Raw genomic sequence first — 14,807 nt, 5'->3', positions numbered from 1 at the left:
CATTGTTGCCAATGGCGGCGCTGCTGAATCATCAAAGGGTTGTTGACCCGACCGGCAAGTTGCACGACTCGCCACGCCCCATCGGGAAGTACTGCAAGCCGGCCTTGGCCAGGCGCTCACCGTCATACAGGTTGCGCCCGTCAAAAATCACCGGCGCGCTCAGGCGTTGCTTGATCAGGTCGAAGTCCGGCGCCTTGAATTGCTGCCACTCGGTGCAGACGATCAATGCGTCGGCGCCATTAAGGGTAGATTCCGGTGTGCCCATCAGGCTCAGGCGCGCTTCATCGCCGTAAAGGCGCTGGGTTTCCTGCATGGCTTCGGGGTCGAAAGCGCGCACATTGGCACCCGCAGCCCACAGGGCCTCCATCAATACGCGGCTGGGTGCGTCGCGCATGTCATCGGTATTGGGTTTGAATGCCAGGCCCCACAACGCAAAGGTCTTGCCTTCAAGGTTGCCCTTGAAAAACGCGTTGATGCGTTCGAACAGCTTGTGCTTCTGCCGCTCGTTGATCGCTTCGACCGCTTGCAGCAGATCGCTGGAGCAATTGACCTGCTGGGCACTGTGGATCAGCGCGCGCATGTCTTTGGGGAAGCACGAACCGCCATAGCCGCAGCCAGGGTAGATGAAGTGATAGCCAATCCGCTGGTCGGCGCCAATGCCCAGGCGCACGGCTTCGATGTCGGCCCCAAGGTGCTCGGCCAGTTCGGCGATCTGGTTGATAAAGCTGATCTTGGTCGCCAGCATGCAGTTGGCGGCGTACTTGGTCAGCTCGGCGCTGCGCAGGTCCATGAAAATGATCCGGTCATGGTTGCGGTTGAACGGCGCGTACAGGTCGCGCATGACTTCACGCACTTCTTCACGGGCACAGCCAATGATGATGCGGTCCGGGCGGCGGCAATCAGTGACGGCCGAGCCTTCCTTGAGGAATTCCGGGTTGGACACCACGTCAAATTGCAGCGAGCGTCCGGCCTGCTCCAGGGCCTTGTTGATATGGGCGGTCAGCGCGTCGCCAGTGCCTACGGGCACGGTGGATTTCTCGACCAGGATCAGCGGCTCCTTGCGGTGGCGGGCAACGGCGTCACCCACGGAGAACACCTGGCCAAGATCAGCCGAGCCGTCCTCGCTCGGAGGCGTGCCCACGGCGATAAACAGTACCTCGCCGTGCTCGACAGCGGTTTTTTCATCGCTGGTAAAACGCAGGCGCTTGCTCTCGAGGTTTTCACGCACCAAGGCTGAAAGCCCGGGCTCGAAAATGCTGACGTGACCTTGTTGCAGCGACTCGACCTTTTTCTGGTCAATGTCCATGCAGATGACGTCATGGCCGACTTCCGCCAGAACCGTCGCCTGCACCAGGCCTACATAACCACTACCAAATACACTGATTTTCATGCGCTGTTTCCGGAAGTACGTCGAGAATTGATCACAAGCACCCCAAGAATGACCAGCGTCACACCGAGGGTTTTTGAAAGGGTGAAGCTTTCATGGAAAATCGGCAGGCTGGCAGCCAGCAGGTAGACCAATGCATAGCTGACACTTAGCAGCGAATAGGCGCGGCCCAAGGGCAAATCGCGCAGGGCCAGCAGCCAGCAGAGCATCGACAGTGCATACGCGACAATGGCGGCAACTACCATGGCCAACGCCGGGAGCGAGACACTGCCCTGGCTGAACGCTTCAAGCCATTGGGCGGGCTGCGGCAACCGCGTCATGCTCCAGCGCATGCCCAGTTGGGCGCCGCTGACCAGTAGTACACTGCCTGAGGCAAAGGCAAAGCCACGGTACAGGCTCATGCGTGTTGCCCCAGTAAAACCACCCCGGCTATTACCAGCCCAACGCCCAGCCAATGGCGCAGGTCGATGGTTTCTTTAAACAGATAACGGGCCACCAGGGTGATCAGTACAAAATTTAGGCTGAGCATCGGGTAAGCAACCCCGACCTCGAGCCGTTGCAGTACCAGCAACCACACCAGCAAACCCAGGCCGAGGCATAGCAGTGCCAGCCATAACCAGGGGGAGCGCAGTTTTTGCGCCACCCCGGTGTCAACCCCGCGCCAACCTTCGACCGCGTATTTCTGGGCGATCTGGCCAGCACAGGTCAACAGACAGGCCAACAGCAATAGCGTCAGGGTCATGGAGCAATCTGCGGGTAAATCAGAATCACCATATTGCCTTCGTCATAGCGCTTGGCGTCTTTGGGCAACTCGTCCATTTCATGGCTCTCATCGCTGTCCTTGACCCGCATTACCACACCGACCGGGCCTTTGCGGCGAGCTTCAGCCATCCACGGGCCAACTTCGGTCAGGCTAATGCTTTTACCTTTGGCATCGTCGTAGGTCAGGCCGTACTTGACCTCACCCTGGGTGTTGTAAAGTGTCACGTCAGGTCGGCGCAGACGCCAGGCCAAAGCAGACGCTGCGCCCAGGTCGTTACTCAGAAATGTCTTGGCCCGGGACAGCTCATCCATATGTTCCAGGACAAACTGGTCAGGCATTTTGTTGTGAACCACGCTGCTCGGCATGGCGGCTGGCAGTACCAGTACCAGAACACCCATGGCCAGTGCCGGCGCAGCCCACATTTTCAGAGGTTTGGTCAGTGTCAGCAGGCCGGTAATGATCCACGTCAGCAGCACCACGACCAGCAGGGCCATATGCAGCGGTTCGTTGTCATAGAAGGGCTGTTTGACCTGGAAATACACCAGGGCCAGCAATGCCGCACTGCCGCCGATCAGGTTGACCGCGCCATTGAAGCGCAGGGCGCAGGTTTTGGCCTGTTCAACCCGTTGCATCATTGCGTGGCCCAGCAGCAGTGCCAACGGCAACATGCACGGCATGATGTAGGTTGGCAGTTTGCCCTTGCTCAGGCTGAACAGCCCCAGTGGCAGCAGCAGCCATAGCAGCACGAACACAATGCTTGCATGGCGTTTGTTGCTCCAGGCGTCCTTGAAGGCCACCGGCAACAACGCTGCCCAAGGCAGGCTGGAAACCACTAGCAGCGGCAGGTAGAACCACCATGGGCGACCGTGCTGGGCATCGTCACCGGCAAAACGGCGGATATGCTCGTGCCAGAAGAAGAAGCGCCAGTAGTCAGGCTCCTGGGCGTGTACTGCCAACACCCACGGCAGCGAGACAATGGCCGCCACCAGCATGGCCACCAGGCCGTACTTGACCAGTTCCAGAAAGCGCTTTTGCCAGAGCATGTAGGGCAGAGCGATCAGTACCGGCAGCAGCAGAGCCAGAAAACCCTTGGTCATAAAGCCCATGCCGCAGGCAAAACCCAGTACCGCCCAACTGATCAGGCGATCACGATTGGAGCTGCTGTCGACGGCAAACCACAGCGCCACCAGGCTCAGGTTGACCCACAGGGTAAACTGCGGATCAAGGTTGGAATAACCGGCCTGGCCTGCAATCAGGCCAAAGGTCATGTACACCAGGGCGCAGGCAAAGCTCTTGCGCGGATCGTTCCACAGGCGACGGGCCACGGCATAGGCCAGGAACACGCTCAAACCGGTGGCGATGGCCGAGGCAATGCGCACGCCAAACAGGTTTTCGCCAAAAATGGCCTGGCCGATGGCAATCATCCAGTAGCCGGCAATCGGCTTCTCGAAGTAACGCAAATCCATAAAGTGCGGGGTGACCCAGTTACCGTCGATCAGGATTTGCTGGCCGATCTGTGCGTAGCGCGTTTCGTCCGGGATCCACAAGCCGTGGGTGCCCAATGGCAACAGGTAAAAGGCGATAAAGGCCAGAACCAGCAGCGGTATTGTCCAGCGTGAAGTCATGGCTTCTGCACTCCCAACCAGCCTTCACGGCCTTCCAGCACGCCACGGCTCAATTGCCCGGCGGGCAGGCTCTCGAGGTCGGCGGGCAGCAACTCCCGCAGGGGTTGGAAATGAATGTCACGGGCACGGGCCTGCGCCAGTAATTGACGGAAGTCATTGGCCATAAGAATCCCTTCTACTTCAGCATGGATGGTGTACGCATTCAGCTTTTGCGGGCTGAAGCGGTCAAGAATGAATGAGTTGAAATCGGCGGCACTGAGCTCGGGCCCGACCACTTCATCGAATGTGGGTAAGTCCACAGGGATTTGCGGCGCCCCCAGCCTGCCGTCGGCCAACCTTGGCCGAAACAGGCTGTGCCCGCGGCAATCACTGTTGTAGCGAAAACCAAAGGTTTCCTTGGCCCGGACCACGCGCTCGTCGGCACGCCAGCCAGCGGCCGCCGAACATTCGACGGCTTGCCCGGTGATGTCGCTCAGGGTGTCGACACCCCGGCGGATCTGCTCGATCAGCTGCGTCTCGCTCCAGCGCGCGGTATTGGCCTGCCAACCGTGGTGATCCCAGGCGTGCAGGCCGACCTCATGCCCGGCGGCAAGGGTCTGGCGCATCAGGTGCCCCAGATCCTTGCCGATCGGTTTGCCAGGCCAGGCGGTGCCAGCCAGCAAAATATCCCAGCCATAAAGGCTGGCCGCCTTGGAGCGCATCATTTTCCAGAAGAACCGGGGCTTGATCAGCCGCCATAAATGGCGGCCCATGTTGTCCGGCCCCACGCTGAAAAAAAACGTCGCTTTGATCTGAGCTTCGTCGAGCAGTTCGAGTAACCGCGGCACCCCCTCTCGGGTGCCGCGGTACGTGTCGACATCGATACGCAGTCCAGCTTGCATCAGCGTTTTTCCGCGATTTCTACCATGGCTTCACGCAGGAAGAAGTCCAGGGTCTTGCCTATGGTTTCGCTCAGCTCGGTGGTCGGGGTCCAGTCAATCAGGCGGCGGGCGTTTTCCACGCTTGGCTTGCGATGGCTGACGTCCTGGTAACCGGTACCGTAGAACGACTGGCTTTCAACATCACGGAAACCGGCAAACGGCGGGAAGTTGTCACGCAGCGGATGCGCCTCGAACTGACGCAGTAACTCTTCGCCCAGTTGACGAATACTTGCTTCGTTGTCCGGGTTGCCGATGTTGATGATCTGGCCGTCGCACTTGCCATCCTTGTTGTCGATGATGCGCGCCAGGGCTTCGATACCATCGGCCACGTCAGTGAAGCAGCGCTTTTGTTCGCCGCCGTCAACCAGACGGATCGGGGTACCTTCCACCAGGTGCAGGATCAGTTGGGTGATGGCGCGTGAGCTGCCAACCCGTGCCGAGTCCAGGCGGTCAAGGCGTGGGCCCATCCAGTTGAACGGACGGAACAGGGTGAATTTCAGGCCCTTGGTACCGTAAGCCCAGATAACACGATCCAACAGTTGCTTGGAGACCGAGTAGATCCAGCGCTGTTTGTTGATCGGGCCAACAATCAGGTTGGAGGTGTCTTCGTCGAAGTTCTTGTCCTGGCACATGCCATACACTTCGGACGTGGACGGGAAAATCACGCGCTTGTTGTACTTGACGCAGTAGCGCACCAGCTTGAGGTTCTCTTCGAAGTCCAGTTCGAACACGCGCAACGGGTTGCGGGTGTATTCGATTGGCGTCGCGATGGCCACCAGCGGCAGGACCACGTCGCACTTCTTGATGTGATATTCGATCCATTCAGTGTGGATGCTGATATCGCCTTCCACAAAGTGGAAGTTGGGGTGGCTGCGCAGGCGATCGATAGCATCGGAGCCGATATCGAGGCCGTAGACTTCGTAGCGGTCGTCCTGCAGCAGGCGCTCGGACAAATGGTTGCCGATAAAGCCGTTAACCCCAAGGATAAGCACGCGGGTGCGGCGTGCCGGGCGACCGGACTCACTGCCTCGCAGGCGCGAACCTTCTACCAGGCCCAGCTCGCGGGCCAGTTGCGGGCCGCTCAGGTACAGGCCGTTATCGTTGCGCTGGCCTGCGGTGATGACCAGCGAGTCTGTGCCGCAGGCAATCCGCAGCGGCTCGCAGCTGATGACCTGGCCAGGTGCATGGCCCTGGTTGCCGGCAACCACTTCGGCGCCCCACACAATCAGCTTGTGCTCACCCACGGCGCAGAAGGCGCCCGGGTAAGGTTGGGTCACGGCACGTACCAGGTTGAACAGTTCTTCAGCCGGGCGGTTCCATTGCAGCAAGCCGTCAGCCGGGGTGCGGCGACCAAAATAAGTGGCTTTGGATTCGTCTTGTGGGGTTTCGGTGAGCTTGCCTTGTGGCAGCAGTGGCAAGGCTTCGGCCAGCAGTTGGGCGGCGGTTTCGCGAAGCTTGGCGTGCAGGGTCAGGGCCGTGTCCGAACGCTCGATGCTGATACGGTGCTGGGCCAGGATATCGCCTGCGTCGGCGCGTTTGACCATGCGGTGCAGGGTTACGCCGGTTTCGGTTTCGCCGTTTACCAGTACCCAGTTGGCCGGTGCGCGTCCACGGTAGCGTGGCAGCAGGGAACCATGCAGGTTGAAGGCGCCCTTGCTGACGCTTGCCAGCAACTCTTCGCCCAGCAGGTGGCGATAATAGAACGAGAAGATGTAGTCGGCGTTCAGTTTGCGAATGCGCTCGATCCACAATGGGTGGTTGGCGTCTTCAGGAGCGTGAACCGGAATGCCTTTGCGTGCACACAGCTGGGCAACCGAACCGTAGAAGTTGTTTTCTTTGGGGTCGTCAGCATGGGTGAATACAGCAGCAATTTCGTAGCCTGCATTGAGCAAGGCTTCGATGCCTGTGCAGCCAATATCGTGATAGGCGAAAACAACGGCTTTCAAACTCATGATTGAACCTGTGTCGAAGTAGAGGAAGTCGGGGTGCTGGTTGTAACGGAAGGCGTTGCAGAGTCGGCGCGTACGATTTTTTCAATAAAGAACCGTGGCCGTGCCCGTACATCGCTGTACATGCGGCCCAGGTATTCACCCAGAAGACCCATGCCGATAAATTGGCCGCCGGTAAACACGAAGAGCACCGCAAACAATACGAAAGTACCGTCGCCGGCCCAGCTTGCACCGAAGATCAGGCGCAACATGATCAGGGCAATGGCGAATACCGCGCCCAGTGCTGCCATGCTGAAACCGATGATGCTCAGCAGGCGCAGGGGCGTGGTCGTCATGCAGGTGATCAGGTCGAACATCAGGTTGATCAGGCGCATGGCGCTGTACTTGGAGTCACCGTGCTCGCGCTCGGCGTGCTCGACCAGTACCTCGGTGGTGTGGCGGGCAAAGCTGTTGGCCAGGATCGGGATAAAGGTGCTGCGTTCGCGGCAGGCGAGCATGGCGTCGACGATGCTGCGACGGTAGGCGCGCAGCATGCAACCGTAGTCGCTCATGGCAACCCCGGTGGAGCGTTGTACGGCCAGGTTGATCAGCCGTGAAGGCCAGCGGCGCCAGGCGGAGTCCTGACGGTTGTTGCGTACCGTACCGACTACGTCGTACCCAAGAGCAGCCTGTGCCACCAGGCGCGGAATTTCTTCCGGCGGGTTTTGCAGGTCGGCATCCAGCGTGATCACCACATCGCCCTTGGAGTGCTCAAAGCCGGCCATGATTGCAGCATGCTGGCCGTAGTTGCGATTGAGAATAACCGCAACGACGGGGCTGCCTTCACGTGCGGCAGCGTCTTCGAGAATTTGCGCCGATTTGTCCCGGCTGCCGTCATCGACCAGTACGATTTCATAGGCCTGGCTCAGTTGTGCGCAGGCGGCTTCTGTGCGACGCAAGAGCTCGGGCAGACTTTCTTCTTCGTTGTAGACCGGAATGACGATCGACACACACTGGATTGGGTAGGGTTTCAAAGTATTCGTTCCAGTCAGTTTCAATGGCACAAGACGACATGTCTTTGTCGACCAAACTCAGGGCGCGTTAAAGATCCGGGCCCTTTACGAGTAAAGCCTGTTTCTAACAAAGGTAAAGTCGTTCTAAAGCGTTATCTACATGATTTTGTTGCAAAGTCTTGGGGCATTGCTTTCGTTGCTGTTGCATACGTTAAACGCGTCCTTGTGAAAAACCTATAAAAGTTGGGTCAACAGTGCATCCTATCTAAACGCTAGACAGGTGCTATTCAGGAAAGTATTTACAGCGCCCAAGCATTGTCTGACTTGACAGTAGTACTTTTCTTAAACAGGAAGATTCTTACAATGATTGAACGATTTTGAACAGTGATTCAGCACAGCTTTTATGACTAATGAGTAACAAGTGCGCAGGCAAAGCCCAGCGCCAACCTGCGGATATGTGACGTGAGTCACATCGGTTGGCGCTGCGAGAAACCTTGAATCAGTTCAAACCCAGCTTGCCGCGCAGGGTCGACAGATCTTCGGCCAGGGTGTTGACTGGCCCGATGAGGGCCTTGCGGTCGTTTTCCCTGACCTTGTCATAGGTCTCAAAGCCGCCGTCAGCAGTTTTGTACTTGGCCAGGATGCTGTTCACCGTGGCGAAGTTCTTGTCGACCTTGGCAGCAAAGGCCTTGTCGCTCTGTTCTATTTGCGCACGGAACAGATCGAAGATCTTTTTCGCGCCGTCCACGTTGCCCTGGAAGTCATACAGGTCGGTGTGGCTATAGCGGTCTTCTTCGCCGGAAATTTTGGTGGCGGCCACTTCTTCCATCAATGCTGCAGCACCGCCGACGACTTTTTCCGGCGGGAAGGTCAGCCCGGCAACGCGGGTCTGCAGGTCCTTGACGTCGTTATTCAGGCCGTCTGCGAGCGTGCCGAGCCCCTGGGTACTGTTCTCGGCAAACAGGCTGTACTCGATGCGGTGAAAACCGGTGAAGTCAGGCGCAGTGACGCCTTTTTCGTGATCATCTACGCGTGAATCGATCGAGGCGTCCAGGTCGCTGAACAGTTCGGCAATCGGCTCAATCGACTCGTAGTAAACGCGGGTCGGGGCGTAGAGTTTTTTGGCCGTGACCAGGTCACCCTTTTTCACGGCATCGGTGAATTTTTGCGTGTTGCTGGCCAGCTCATCCAGCTGCTCGGTGACGTAGATCTTGTAGTCGGACACGGGTTGCACCAAATCCAGTGGCGCGGTTGCAGCGAGCGCCGACAGAGGGGTGTGGAGCAAGCCCAGGGCCAGGAACAGTGCGAGCGGGGTCTTCTTCATGGGACTTTTTCCGGTGGGTTGAGGTTCAGGTGCGTGTAGCAGCATCGAGCAGCGAGCGGCCGATAAAATCCTGTTCGTCGCGCACGCCCGGCAGGGTGAAGAAGTATCCGCCGCCCACAGGCTTGAGGTACTCCTCCAGGGGTTCACCGTTGAGCCGGGTTTGCACGGCGATAAAGCCCTGTTCCAGGTCGCGCTGGTAGCAGATGAACAGCAAGCCCATGTCCAGCTGGCCGTTCTTGTTGACGCCATTGGAATAGTTGAAAGGTCGGCGCAGGATCAGGCTGTTGCGTGTCTGTGCGGTACGCGGATTGGCCAGGCGGATGTGGGCGTCAAGTTTGGTGATCTTGCCGTGGGGATCCTTGCTGTAATCCGGCACATCGGTCTCCCGGGCACCGTCCATGGGCGCGCCGCTGGCCTTGTTGCGGCCGAAAATGCTTTCCTGTTCCTGCAGAGGGGTACGGTCCCAGCGTTCGACGAAATTGCGGATGATGCGCACTGCCTGATAGCTGCCGTTGACCGCCCACTGCGGCTCGCCACTGTCGGGCTGGACCCAGACAATCTGGTTCATCGCTGTGTTGTCGTTGGAGTCGGGGTTGGCCGAGCCGTCGCGAAAACCCAGGAAGTTGCGCGCACTTTGCGCCGGCTCGCCGGGCTTGACCGGTGCTTGCGGCGGTACGGTGCCTTCTTGCTTCCAGCGCACCAGCAGCAAGTCGGGCAGGTTTTTCACAATGTCACGCAGGGCGTGGATATTGGTGTCGGCGGTATTGGCGCAAAACTGCAGGCTCAAGTCGCCGTGGCACTGGGCCGGGTCCAGGGCATCGTTGGGGAAGCCCTGCATGCGGCTCAGGTGTTTGGGTTTGATCTTGGCCAGGGCAAAACGCTCATCGAACAGGGAGTCGCCCACGGACACGGTAATGGTCAGGTTATCGGGGCTGACCACCGGGCCGAGAATGCCCGAGTCCACTGGCGGCAGCTTGGGATCGACCTGGGCGACCGGGCCGCCTTTCATCAGGAAGGCGATGCGCTCATTCAGGGTGCGCAGCAGGCGTTCGAGACCTTCGCGGTCCGTGGCCAGTACATCAAAGGCCACCAGCATACCGGCGGCCGGGCGCGGGGTGACAATGCCATTTTGGTGCTGGCCGTGAAAGTCGTGATGATCCTGGGTCTTGTCGCTGCTCGGCGCCTGGGTGACTTGAGCATTGGCCGGGTTGGCGGCGGCCATGGCCGGGCAGCTCAGGGCGCCGCCAGCCAGTGCCGCCCCGGCGACCCCCATGCCCATCAGGATGCGCCGGCGTTGCAGGTTGAACTCGTTCGGGGTGTGTGGTGAATCGCTCATGTACGTCTCGTCTGCAATTACAGGCCGCTAAGGCCGAGGGCGGGATCGATTCCATCGAGTGCATCGGCCATAACCTTGGCCTTGTTGCTGATTTGTTGGCGCTGCGGGGCGCTGACGGTGTCGTAGGTGCGGTAGCCCTGCGGGGTTTTCAGGCCATTGAGTTCGGCATCCAGCGCGCTGCTGGCACCGTCTATGGTGTGCAGCAGGTCGGCATTTTTCTTGAGCAGCAAAGGGCGCAGCAGATCAACCACTTTGTGCGCAGCCTCAAGGTTGGCGGCAAAGCCATTGAGGTCAATATGGCTGTAGCGCTCCTCTTCGCCGCTGTTGGCGCGGTTATCCGCCAGGTTGTGCAGGGTGCGGGCGACGATGCTGACCAGTTGTTCGGGGGGCAACGATTGGGCAAGCAACTGTTGCTTGAGCAGCAGGCTATTGGCTTGCAGCTGCTGGACAATCGGCGCCAGGCCTTGAGTGCTGCGCTGGTCAAACAGGCCGTATTCCAGGCGGTGGAAACCGGTAAACCCCGGATCCTGCTCGCGCTTTTCGAAATAGTCGGCGCGAGCATTGATGGCGTTGTCCAGCTCGGCAAGGCGTTGCGCTGCCGGCGCCAGGCGTTGATAGGCCTCGCGTGCGGGGGTATACAGAGCCTGCGCCTGTTCCAGATCACCGGCGCTAATGGCTTGCGACAGGGCATCGACAGCCCTGGTCAGGGCGCTGCCCTGTTGGCTCAGGTAAACCCGAAACTCTGACAACGGCCCAACAAAGGCCACCATCGTAGGCCTGGCATTGGCGCTGGCTTCGGACGCTGCAGTGGGCGTCACATGCAGGGTGCCGCGGGGGTTGCTGAGCAGACCGCAGGTGATGGCGTAATCGCCGGGAGCGAGTGTCGCGTTGATCACCTGGCTCAGGCCCGGGGCAATGTTTTCCCGCTCTTCGACCACCAGCACGCCGTCGAGAATTTCCCACTCCACCGCGCGCTCGGAGGCATTGATAATGCGAAAGCTGTTGAAGCCGGCCGGTACAGTCAGGGCGTCGGGTTCGCAGCTATGCGGGTGGATGGTCACGGTTATTTCAGTGCCGTGAGCCTTGCGCTTGGCCGCGGCCAGTTGCGAGGCGTAGTAGAACAACCCGCCGGCTGCGATCATCACGATCACCGAGCCGGCCACCGCCCAGCGCAGGGCGCGTGGGGGTGTACCGCTTGCAGGGGTTGGCATGCTTGACCTTATGGGTTTGTTACTGAAGAAGGGTGTGCGGTTTTGGCGGGCGCCGGCGGGCGAAAGAACATCACCAGCGTGACGACCAGATAAATCACATACGCACCGAGCACGCTGACGGTGGGGGCGTCCTGATAGCCGAACATGCCAGCCAGTACGGAGCCTAGCGGGCCATCCATCGGCAAGTGGGCGCTGATATCAAAGACCACGTCTTGCCAGTGGTTCCACAGGCCTGCCTCGTGCAGGGCCTGTACCGAGTTGGCCAGGATGCCCGCAGCGACCACCAGAATAAACAGGCCGGTCCAGCGGAAAAACAGCCCCAGGTTCAGGCGCATGCTGCCGCTGTAAATGGCAAAGCCGACGCCGATGGCCAGCAGCAGGCCGAGCAGGGCGCCCAGGGGTGCGGCGGGGCCTTCGCTTTGCTGGAAGACGGCTAACAGGAAAAATACGGTTTCAAGCCCTTCCCGGGCGACGGCAAAAAAGACCATGGCAATCAGTGCCGTGACTTGATGCCGGGAGCCGGCGAGGGCGTGATCGAGGGAGGTGTGCAGCGAATGCTTGATCGAGCGCGCGACCTTGCGCATCCATAATACCATTGAGCTGAGAATGCCCACGGCAATGAGGCCGACGATGCCTTCGAACAGTTCTTGCTGTTTTTGCGGGAACTCGGCGCTCATCAACTCCAGCCCGCCGCCCACCAGCAAAGACAGGGCGGCGGCCAGAAACACCCCGACCCATACGGCGGGCATCCACTGCCCGCGGCCTGTTTGCTTGAGATAACTGGCAATGATGCCGACGATAAGTGCGGCCTCAATCCCTTCGCGCAGCATGATCAGAAATGGAACCAGCATGGTGGGCTACCGCGTCACAAATTAGTTAGGGTGCTAATTTGTAACATACTGATACGTATTGCCAAACAAGAATCGATTGCATTTGCTGAACGGTTGCTGAACGAAGACGGGGGTGTCTATTCAGCTTTTGCGGGAGCGGGCCTGGATCGAGTCAGGTAGTTCTACTGGTCTTTGGTGAGCACGCTTTGTTCAGCATCCTTCTTTAGCTCCTGCAGGCTTTCCAGTGCGGTTTCAGCCTTTATGGCGCGCAAGGAAAGGGCTGCCTGGCTTTCCTGGATCTGTGCGTGGGCCTGTTTCAAGCCTTCACTTTCCTGCGTGGCTACGCGCAGGCGCTCTTGAAGCAGGGTGCGTTCACTTTGCAGTTGACTGAGTTGGGTGTTGAGCTGCGTATTCTGGTTGCCCAGCTTGTGCTGCAGGTCATTGGCCTGATTCAGTTCCTTGCCCAGTGCGCGGCTCTCGCTCAGTACGCGCTCATTGTCGCGATGCAGTTGGGTGATTTCATCCTGGCGTACCAATGCACTTTGCTGGGCCTGACGCAGTTCCATTTGCACCTGCTGCAACTGGCCTTCATGACGGCGCTGATCCTGCTCGCGCTGTTCCTTGGTCGCGCTGCGATAGTGCTCCAGCGCATCGCGGGCATGCAGGTGCTTCTCTTCCAGCGAGCGAATCTGCTCGTCACGGTCCTTGAGGCGCAGGTCAAAGTCGCTGCACGCCTGGTTCAGGGCGGCATTGCGGGTCTGCTCGGTTTGCAGCATGGAGCGGGTGGCGTCGAGACTGGCGCTTTCCTGCTGCAGTGCTGTGCCCTGAATCTCCAGTTGCTGCTCAAGCTGTGCCCGAGCGTCCTGTGCTTCGTTCAACTGCGCCTGCAGTTGCACTTTGAGCTGTTCGTAATGCGCCTGAGCCCGGTCAATGGGCTCTTGTGCCTGCTCCTGCAGGCGCTGGGCGAGGCGGGCAACCAGCTCAGTCAGCTCATCATCGATTTGCTCACGAGGCACGCCACGGCGCGAATCAACTTCGTCCAGTTCCTTTAGATAGCGATGGATCGTGGTTTTCGACCCGGTATTGCCCATCTCGATACGTACCGCATCAATGCTCGGGTGTTCGCCTCGAGCCAGGATCGCGGTGCGTGCAATTTGCACCACTGCCTTGTTTACGCCGCCACGGGCCATGGTCATCTCCTACGATTATGTACTGTGGTATGTATCATGTAATTACATACTAGATTAGCACATTTTATTGATGTTATTTAATGAAAAATAAGACGGGATATACTGGTATTATCCCGTGCCAGAGCCTTGAAACTGCTTTTAAGGCCTGTTTTCGGTACGCCACACAAGAGAACTGCCCATGAGCGAGCTGGATCGCTACCTGAACGCCGCGACCCGCGACAACACCCGCCGCAGTTATCGGGTGGCCATTGAGCACTTCGAAGTGACCTGGGGCGGGTTTCTGCCGGCCACCAGCGATAGCGTGGCGCGTTATCTGGTGGCTCATGCCGGGCAATTGTCGATCAACACCCTCAAGCTGCGCCTGTCAGCGATTGCCCAGTGGCACAACAGTCAGGGGTTTGCCGACCCGACCAAGGCGCCGATGGTGCGCAAGGTATTCAAGGGCATTCGGGCACTGCATCCCGTGCAGGAGAAGCAGGCGGCACCGCTGCAATTGCAGCATCTTGAGCAGGTGGTCGAGTGGTTGGAGGCTGAGGCCCTGGCGGCGCAAGCCAGTGGTGATCAGCTGGGGCTGCTGCGCGCAAGGCGTGACGCCGCCCTGATCCTGCTCGGCTTCTGGCGCGGATTCCGCAGTGATGAGTTATGCCGCCTGCAAGTCGAGCATGTACAGGCTGTAGAGGGGGCAGGCATTACCTTGTATCTGCCACGCAGCAAAAGTGACCGCGACAACCTCGGCAAAACCTTTCAGACCCCGGCCCTGCTGCGACTGTGCCCGGTGCGCGCCTACATCGAATGGCTCAATACCGCGGCGTTGGTCCGCGGCCCGGTGTTCCGCGGAATCGATCGCTGGGGCAACCTGGGGGAGGAGGGCTTGCACGCCAACAGTGTGATCCCGTTGCTGCGCCAGGCGCTGGAGCGTGCGGGCATTGCGGCCGAGCAATACACCAGTCACTCCCTGCGTCGCGGTTTTGCGACATGGGCCCATCAAAGTGGCTGGGACTTGAAGTCACTGATGAATTACGTCGGCTGGAAAGACATAAAGTCAGCCATGCGCTATGTTGAAGCCACCCCGTTTACCGGGATGAGCATCACCGCGCAAAAAAACATCGGCAACTGATCGACATCAAGTTGAAACCTGTTCAGGTGGATCATATTTAGTTTTCGGCTATTTATAGGTACGCCTGATAGCTAAAACCAATCGTCAGCATCAGCTTTGCCAATGAGCCAGATACGAAATGTGTTGTTAGGATTCACCCCATCAACTTTTCAACCCTGACGGA

13 protein-coding genes are annotated in these 14,807 nt (G+C 59.0%); 1 reads left to right on the top strand and 12 read right to left on the bottom strand.

Annotated features, from left to right (window positions below; translation table 11 throughout):
- Positions 1-31 precede the first annotated feature (31 nt).
- The 12 genes from PPTH39_RS02080 to PPTH39_RS02025 all read right to left on the bottom strand — a co-directional run bounded on the left by PPTH39_RS02080 (position 32) and on the right by PPTH39_RS02025 (position 13,527).
- Positions 32-1,390 (bottom strand): UDP-glucose dehydrogenase family protein, encoded by a 1,359-nt coding sequence (locus PPTH39_RS02080; protein WP_095024691.1) that lies wholly within the window; start codon positions 1,388-1,390, stop codon positions 32-34.
- Positions 1,387-1,788 carry a 4-amino-4-deoxy-L-arabinose-phosphoundecaprenol flippase subunit ArnF gene (gene arnF, locus PPTH39_RS02075; protein WP_095000279.1) on the bottom strand — a complete coding sequence of 134 codons (402 nt, stop codon included), beginning with the start codon at positions 1,786-1,788 and terminating at the stop codon, positions 1,387-1,389. Before arnF ends, PPTH39_RS02080 begins: the two co-directional genes overlap by 4 nt.
- Positions 1,785-2,129, bottom strand: a complete 345-nt coding sequence (arnE, locus tag PPTH39_RS02070) for a 4-amino-4-deoxy-L-arabinose-phosphoundecaprenol flippase subunit ArnE (RefSeq protein WP_095000278.1) — start codon at positions 2,127-2,129, stop codon at positions 1,785-1,787. Before arnE ends, arnF begins: the two co-directional genes overlap by 4 nt.
- On the bottom strand, positions 2,126-3,775 hold the full coding sequence (gene arnT / locus PPTH39_RS02065) for a lipid IV(A) 4-amino-4-deoxy-L-arabinosyltransferase (protein ID WP_095019953.1): 1,650 nt from the start codon (positions 3,773-3,775) through the stop codon (positions 2,126-2,128). Before arnT ends, arnE begins: the two co-directional genes overlap by 4 nt.
- The gene (arnD, locus tag PPTH39_RS02060) at positions 3,772-4,656 is read right to left on the bottom strand and encodes a 4-deoxy-4-formamido-L-arabinose-phosphoundecaprenol deformylase (RefSeq protein ID WP_130871500.1); all 885 of its coding nucleotides are present in this window, start codon (positions 4,654-4,656) and stop codon (positions 3,772-3,774) included. The genes arnT and arnD overlap by 4 nt, the downstream gene beginning before the upstream one ends.
- Positions 4,656-6,647, bottom strand: coding sequence for a bifunctional UDP-4-amino-4-deoxy-L-arabinose formyltransferase/UDP-glucuronic acid oxidase ArnA (gene arnA / locus PPTH39_RS02055; protein ID WP_095000275.1), 1,992 nt, complete (start codon positions 6,645-6,647; stop codon positions 4,656-4,658). The genes arnD and arnA overlap by 1 nt, the downstream gene beginning before the upstream one ends.
- Positions 6,644-7,657, bottom strand: coding sequence for an undecaprenyl-phosphate 4-deoxy-4-formamido-L-arabinose transferase (gene arnC / locus PPTH39_RS02050; protein WP_095000274.1), 1,014 nt, complete (start codon positions 7,655-7,657; stop codon positions 6,644-6,646). Before arnC ends, arnA begins: the two co-directional genes overlap by 4 nt.
- A gap of 478 nt (positions 7,658-8,135) precedes the next feature.
- A complete protein-coding gene (efeO, locus tag PPTH39_RS02045) occupies positions 8,136-8,960 on the bottom strand; it encodes an iron uptake system protein EfeO (protein WP_095038819.1) in 825 nt (274 codons plus the stop codon).
- Positions 8,961-8,985: 25 nt separating this feature from the next.
- Positions 8,986-10,296 carry an iron uptake transporter deferrochelatase/peroxidase subunit gene (gene efeB / locus PPTH39_RS02040; RefSeq protein ID WP_130871499.1) on the bottom strand — a complete coding sequence of 437 codons (1,311 nt, stop codon included), beginning with the start codon at positions 10,294-10,296 and terminating at the stop codon, positions 8,986-8,988.
- 17 nt (positions 10,297-10,313) lie between these two features.
- Positions 10,314-11,507, bottom strand: a complete 1,194-nt coding sequence (gene efeO / locus PPTH39_RS02035) for an iron uptake system protein EfeO (RefSeq protein WP_095019948.1) — start codon at positions 11,505-11,507, stop codon at positions 10,314-10,316.
- Positions 11,508-11,515: 8 nt separating this feature from the next.
- A complete protein-coding gene (gene efeU, locus PPTH39_RS02030) occupies positions 11,516-12,358 on the bottom strand; it encodes an iron uptake transporter permease EfeU (RefSeq protein WP_130871498.1) in 843 nt (280 codons plus the stop codon).
- Positions 12,359-12,519: 161 nt separating this feature from the next.
- The gene (locus PPTH39_RS02025; RefSeq protein WP_130871497.1) at positions 12,520-13,527 is read right to left on the bottom strand and encodes a DNA-binding protein; all 1,008 of its coding nucleotides are present in this window, start codon (positions 13,525-13,527) and stop codon (positions 12,520-12,522) included.
- A 178-nt stretch (positions 13,528-13,705) separates the two neighbouring features.
- Between PPTH39_RS02025 and PPTH39_RS02020 the strand changes: the two genes are divergently transcribed.
- Positions 13,706-14,644, top strand: a complete 939-nt coding sequence (locus PPTH39_RS02020; RefSeq protein ID WP_130871496.1) for a site-specific integrase — start codon at positions 13,706-13,708, stop codon at positions 14,642-14,644.
- Positions 14,645-14,807: the final 163 nt, after the last annotated feature.

It is taken from the genome of Pseudomonas bubulae (assembly GCF_900618535.1).
GTDB lineage: Bacteria > Pseudomonadota > Gammaproteobacteria > Pseudomonadales > Pseudomonadaceae > Aquipseudomonas > Aquipseudomonas bubulae.
The sequence above is the reverse complement of the archived record's forward strand: the minus strand, read 5'-3'. Positions and strand labels throughout refer to the sequence as shown.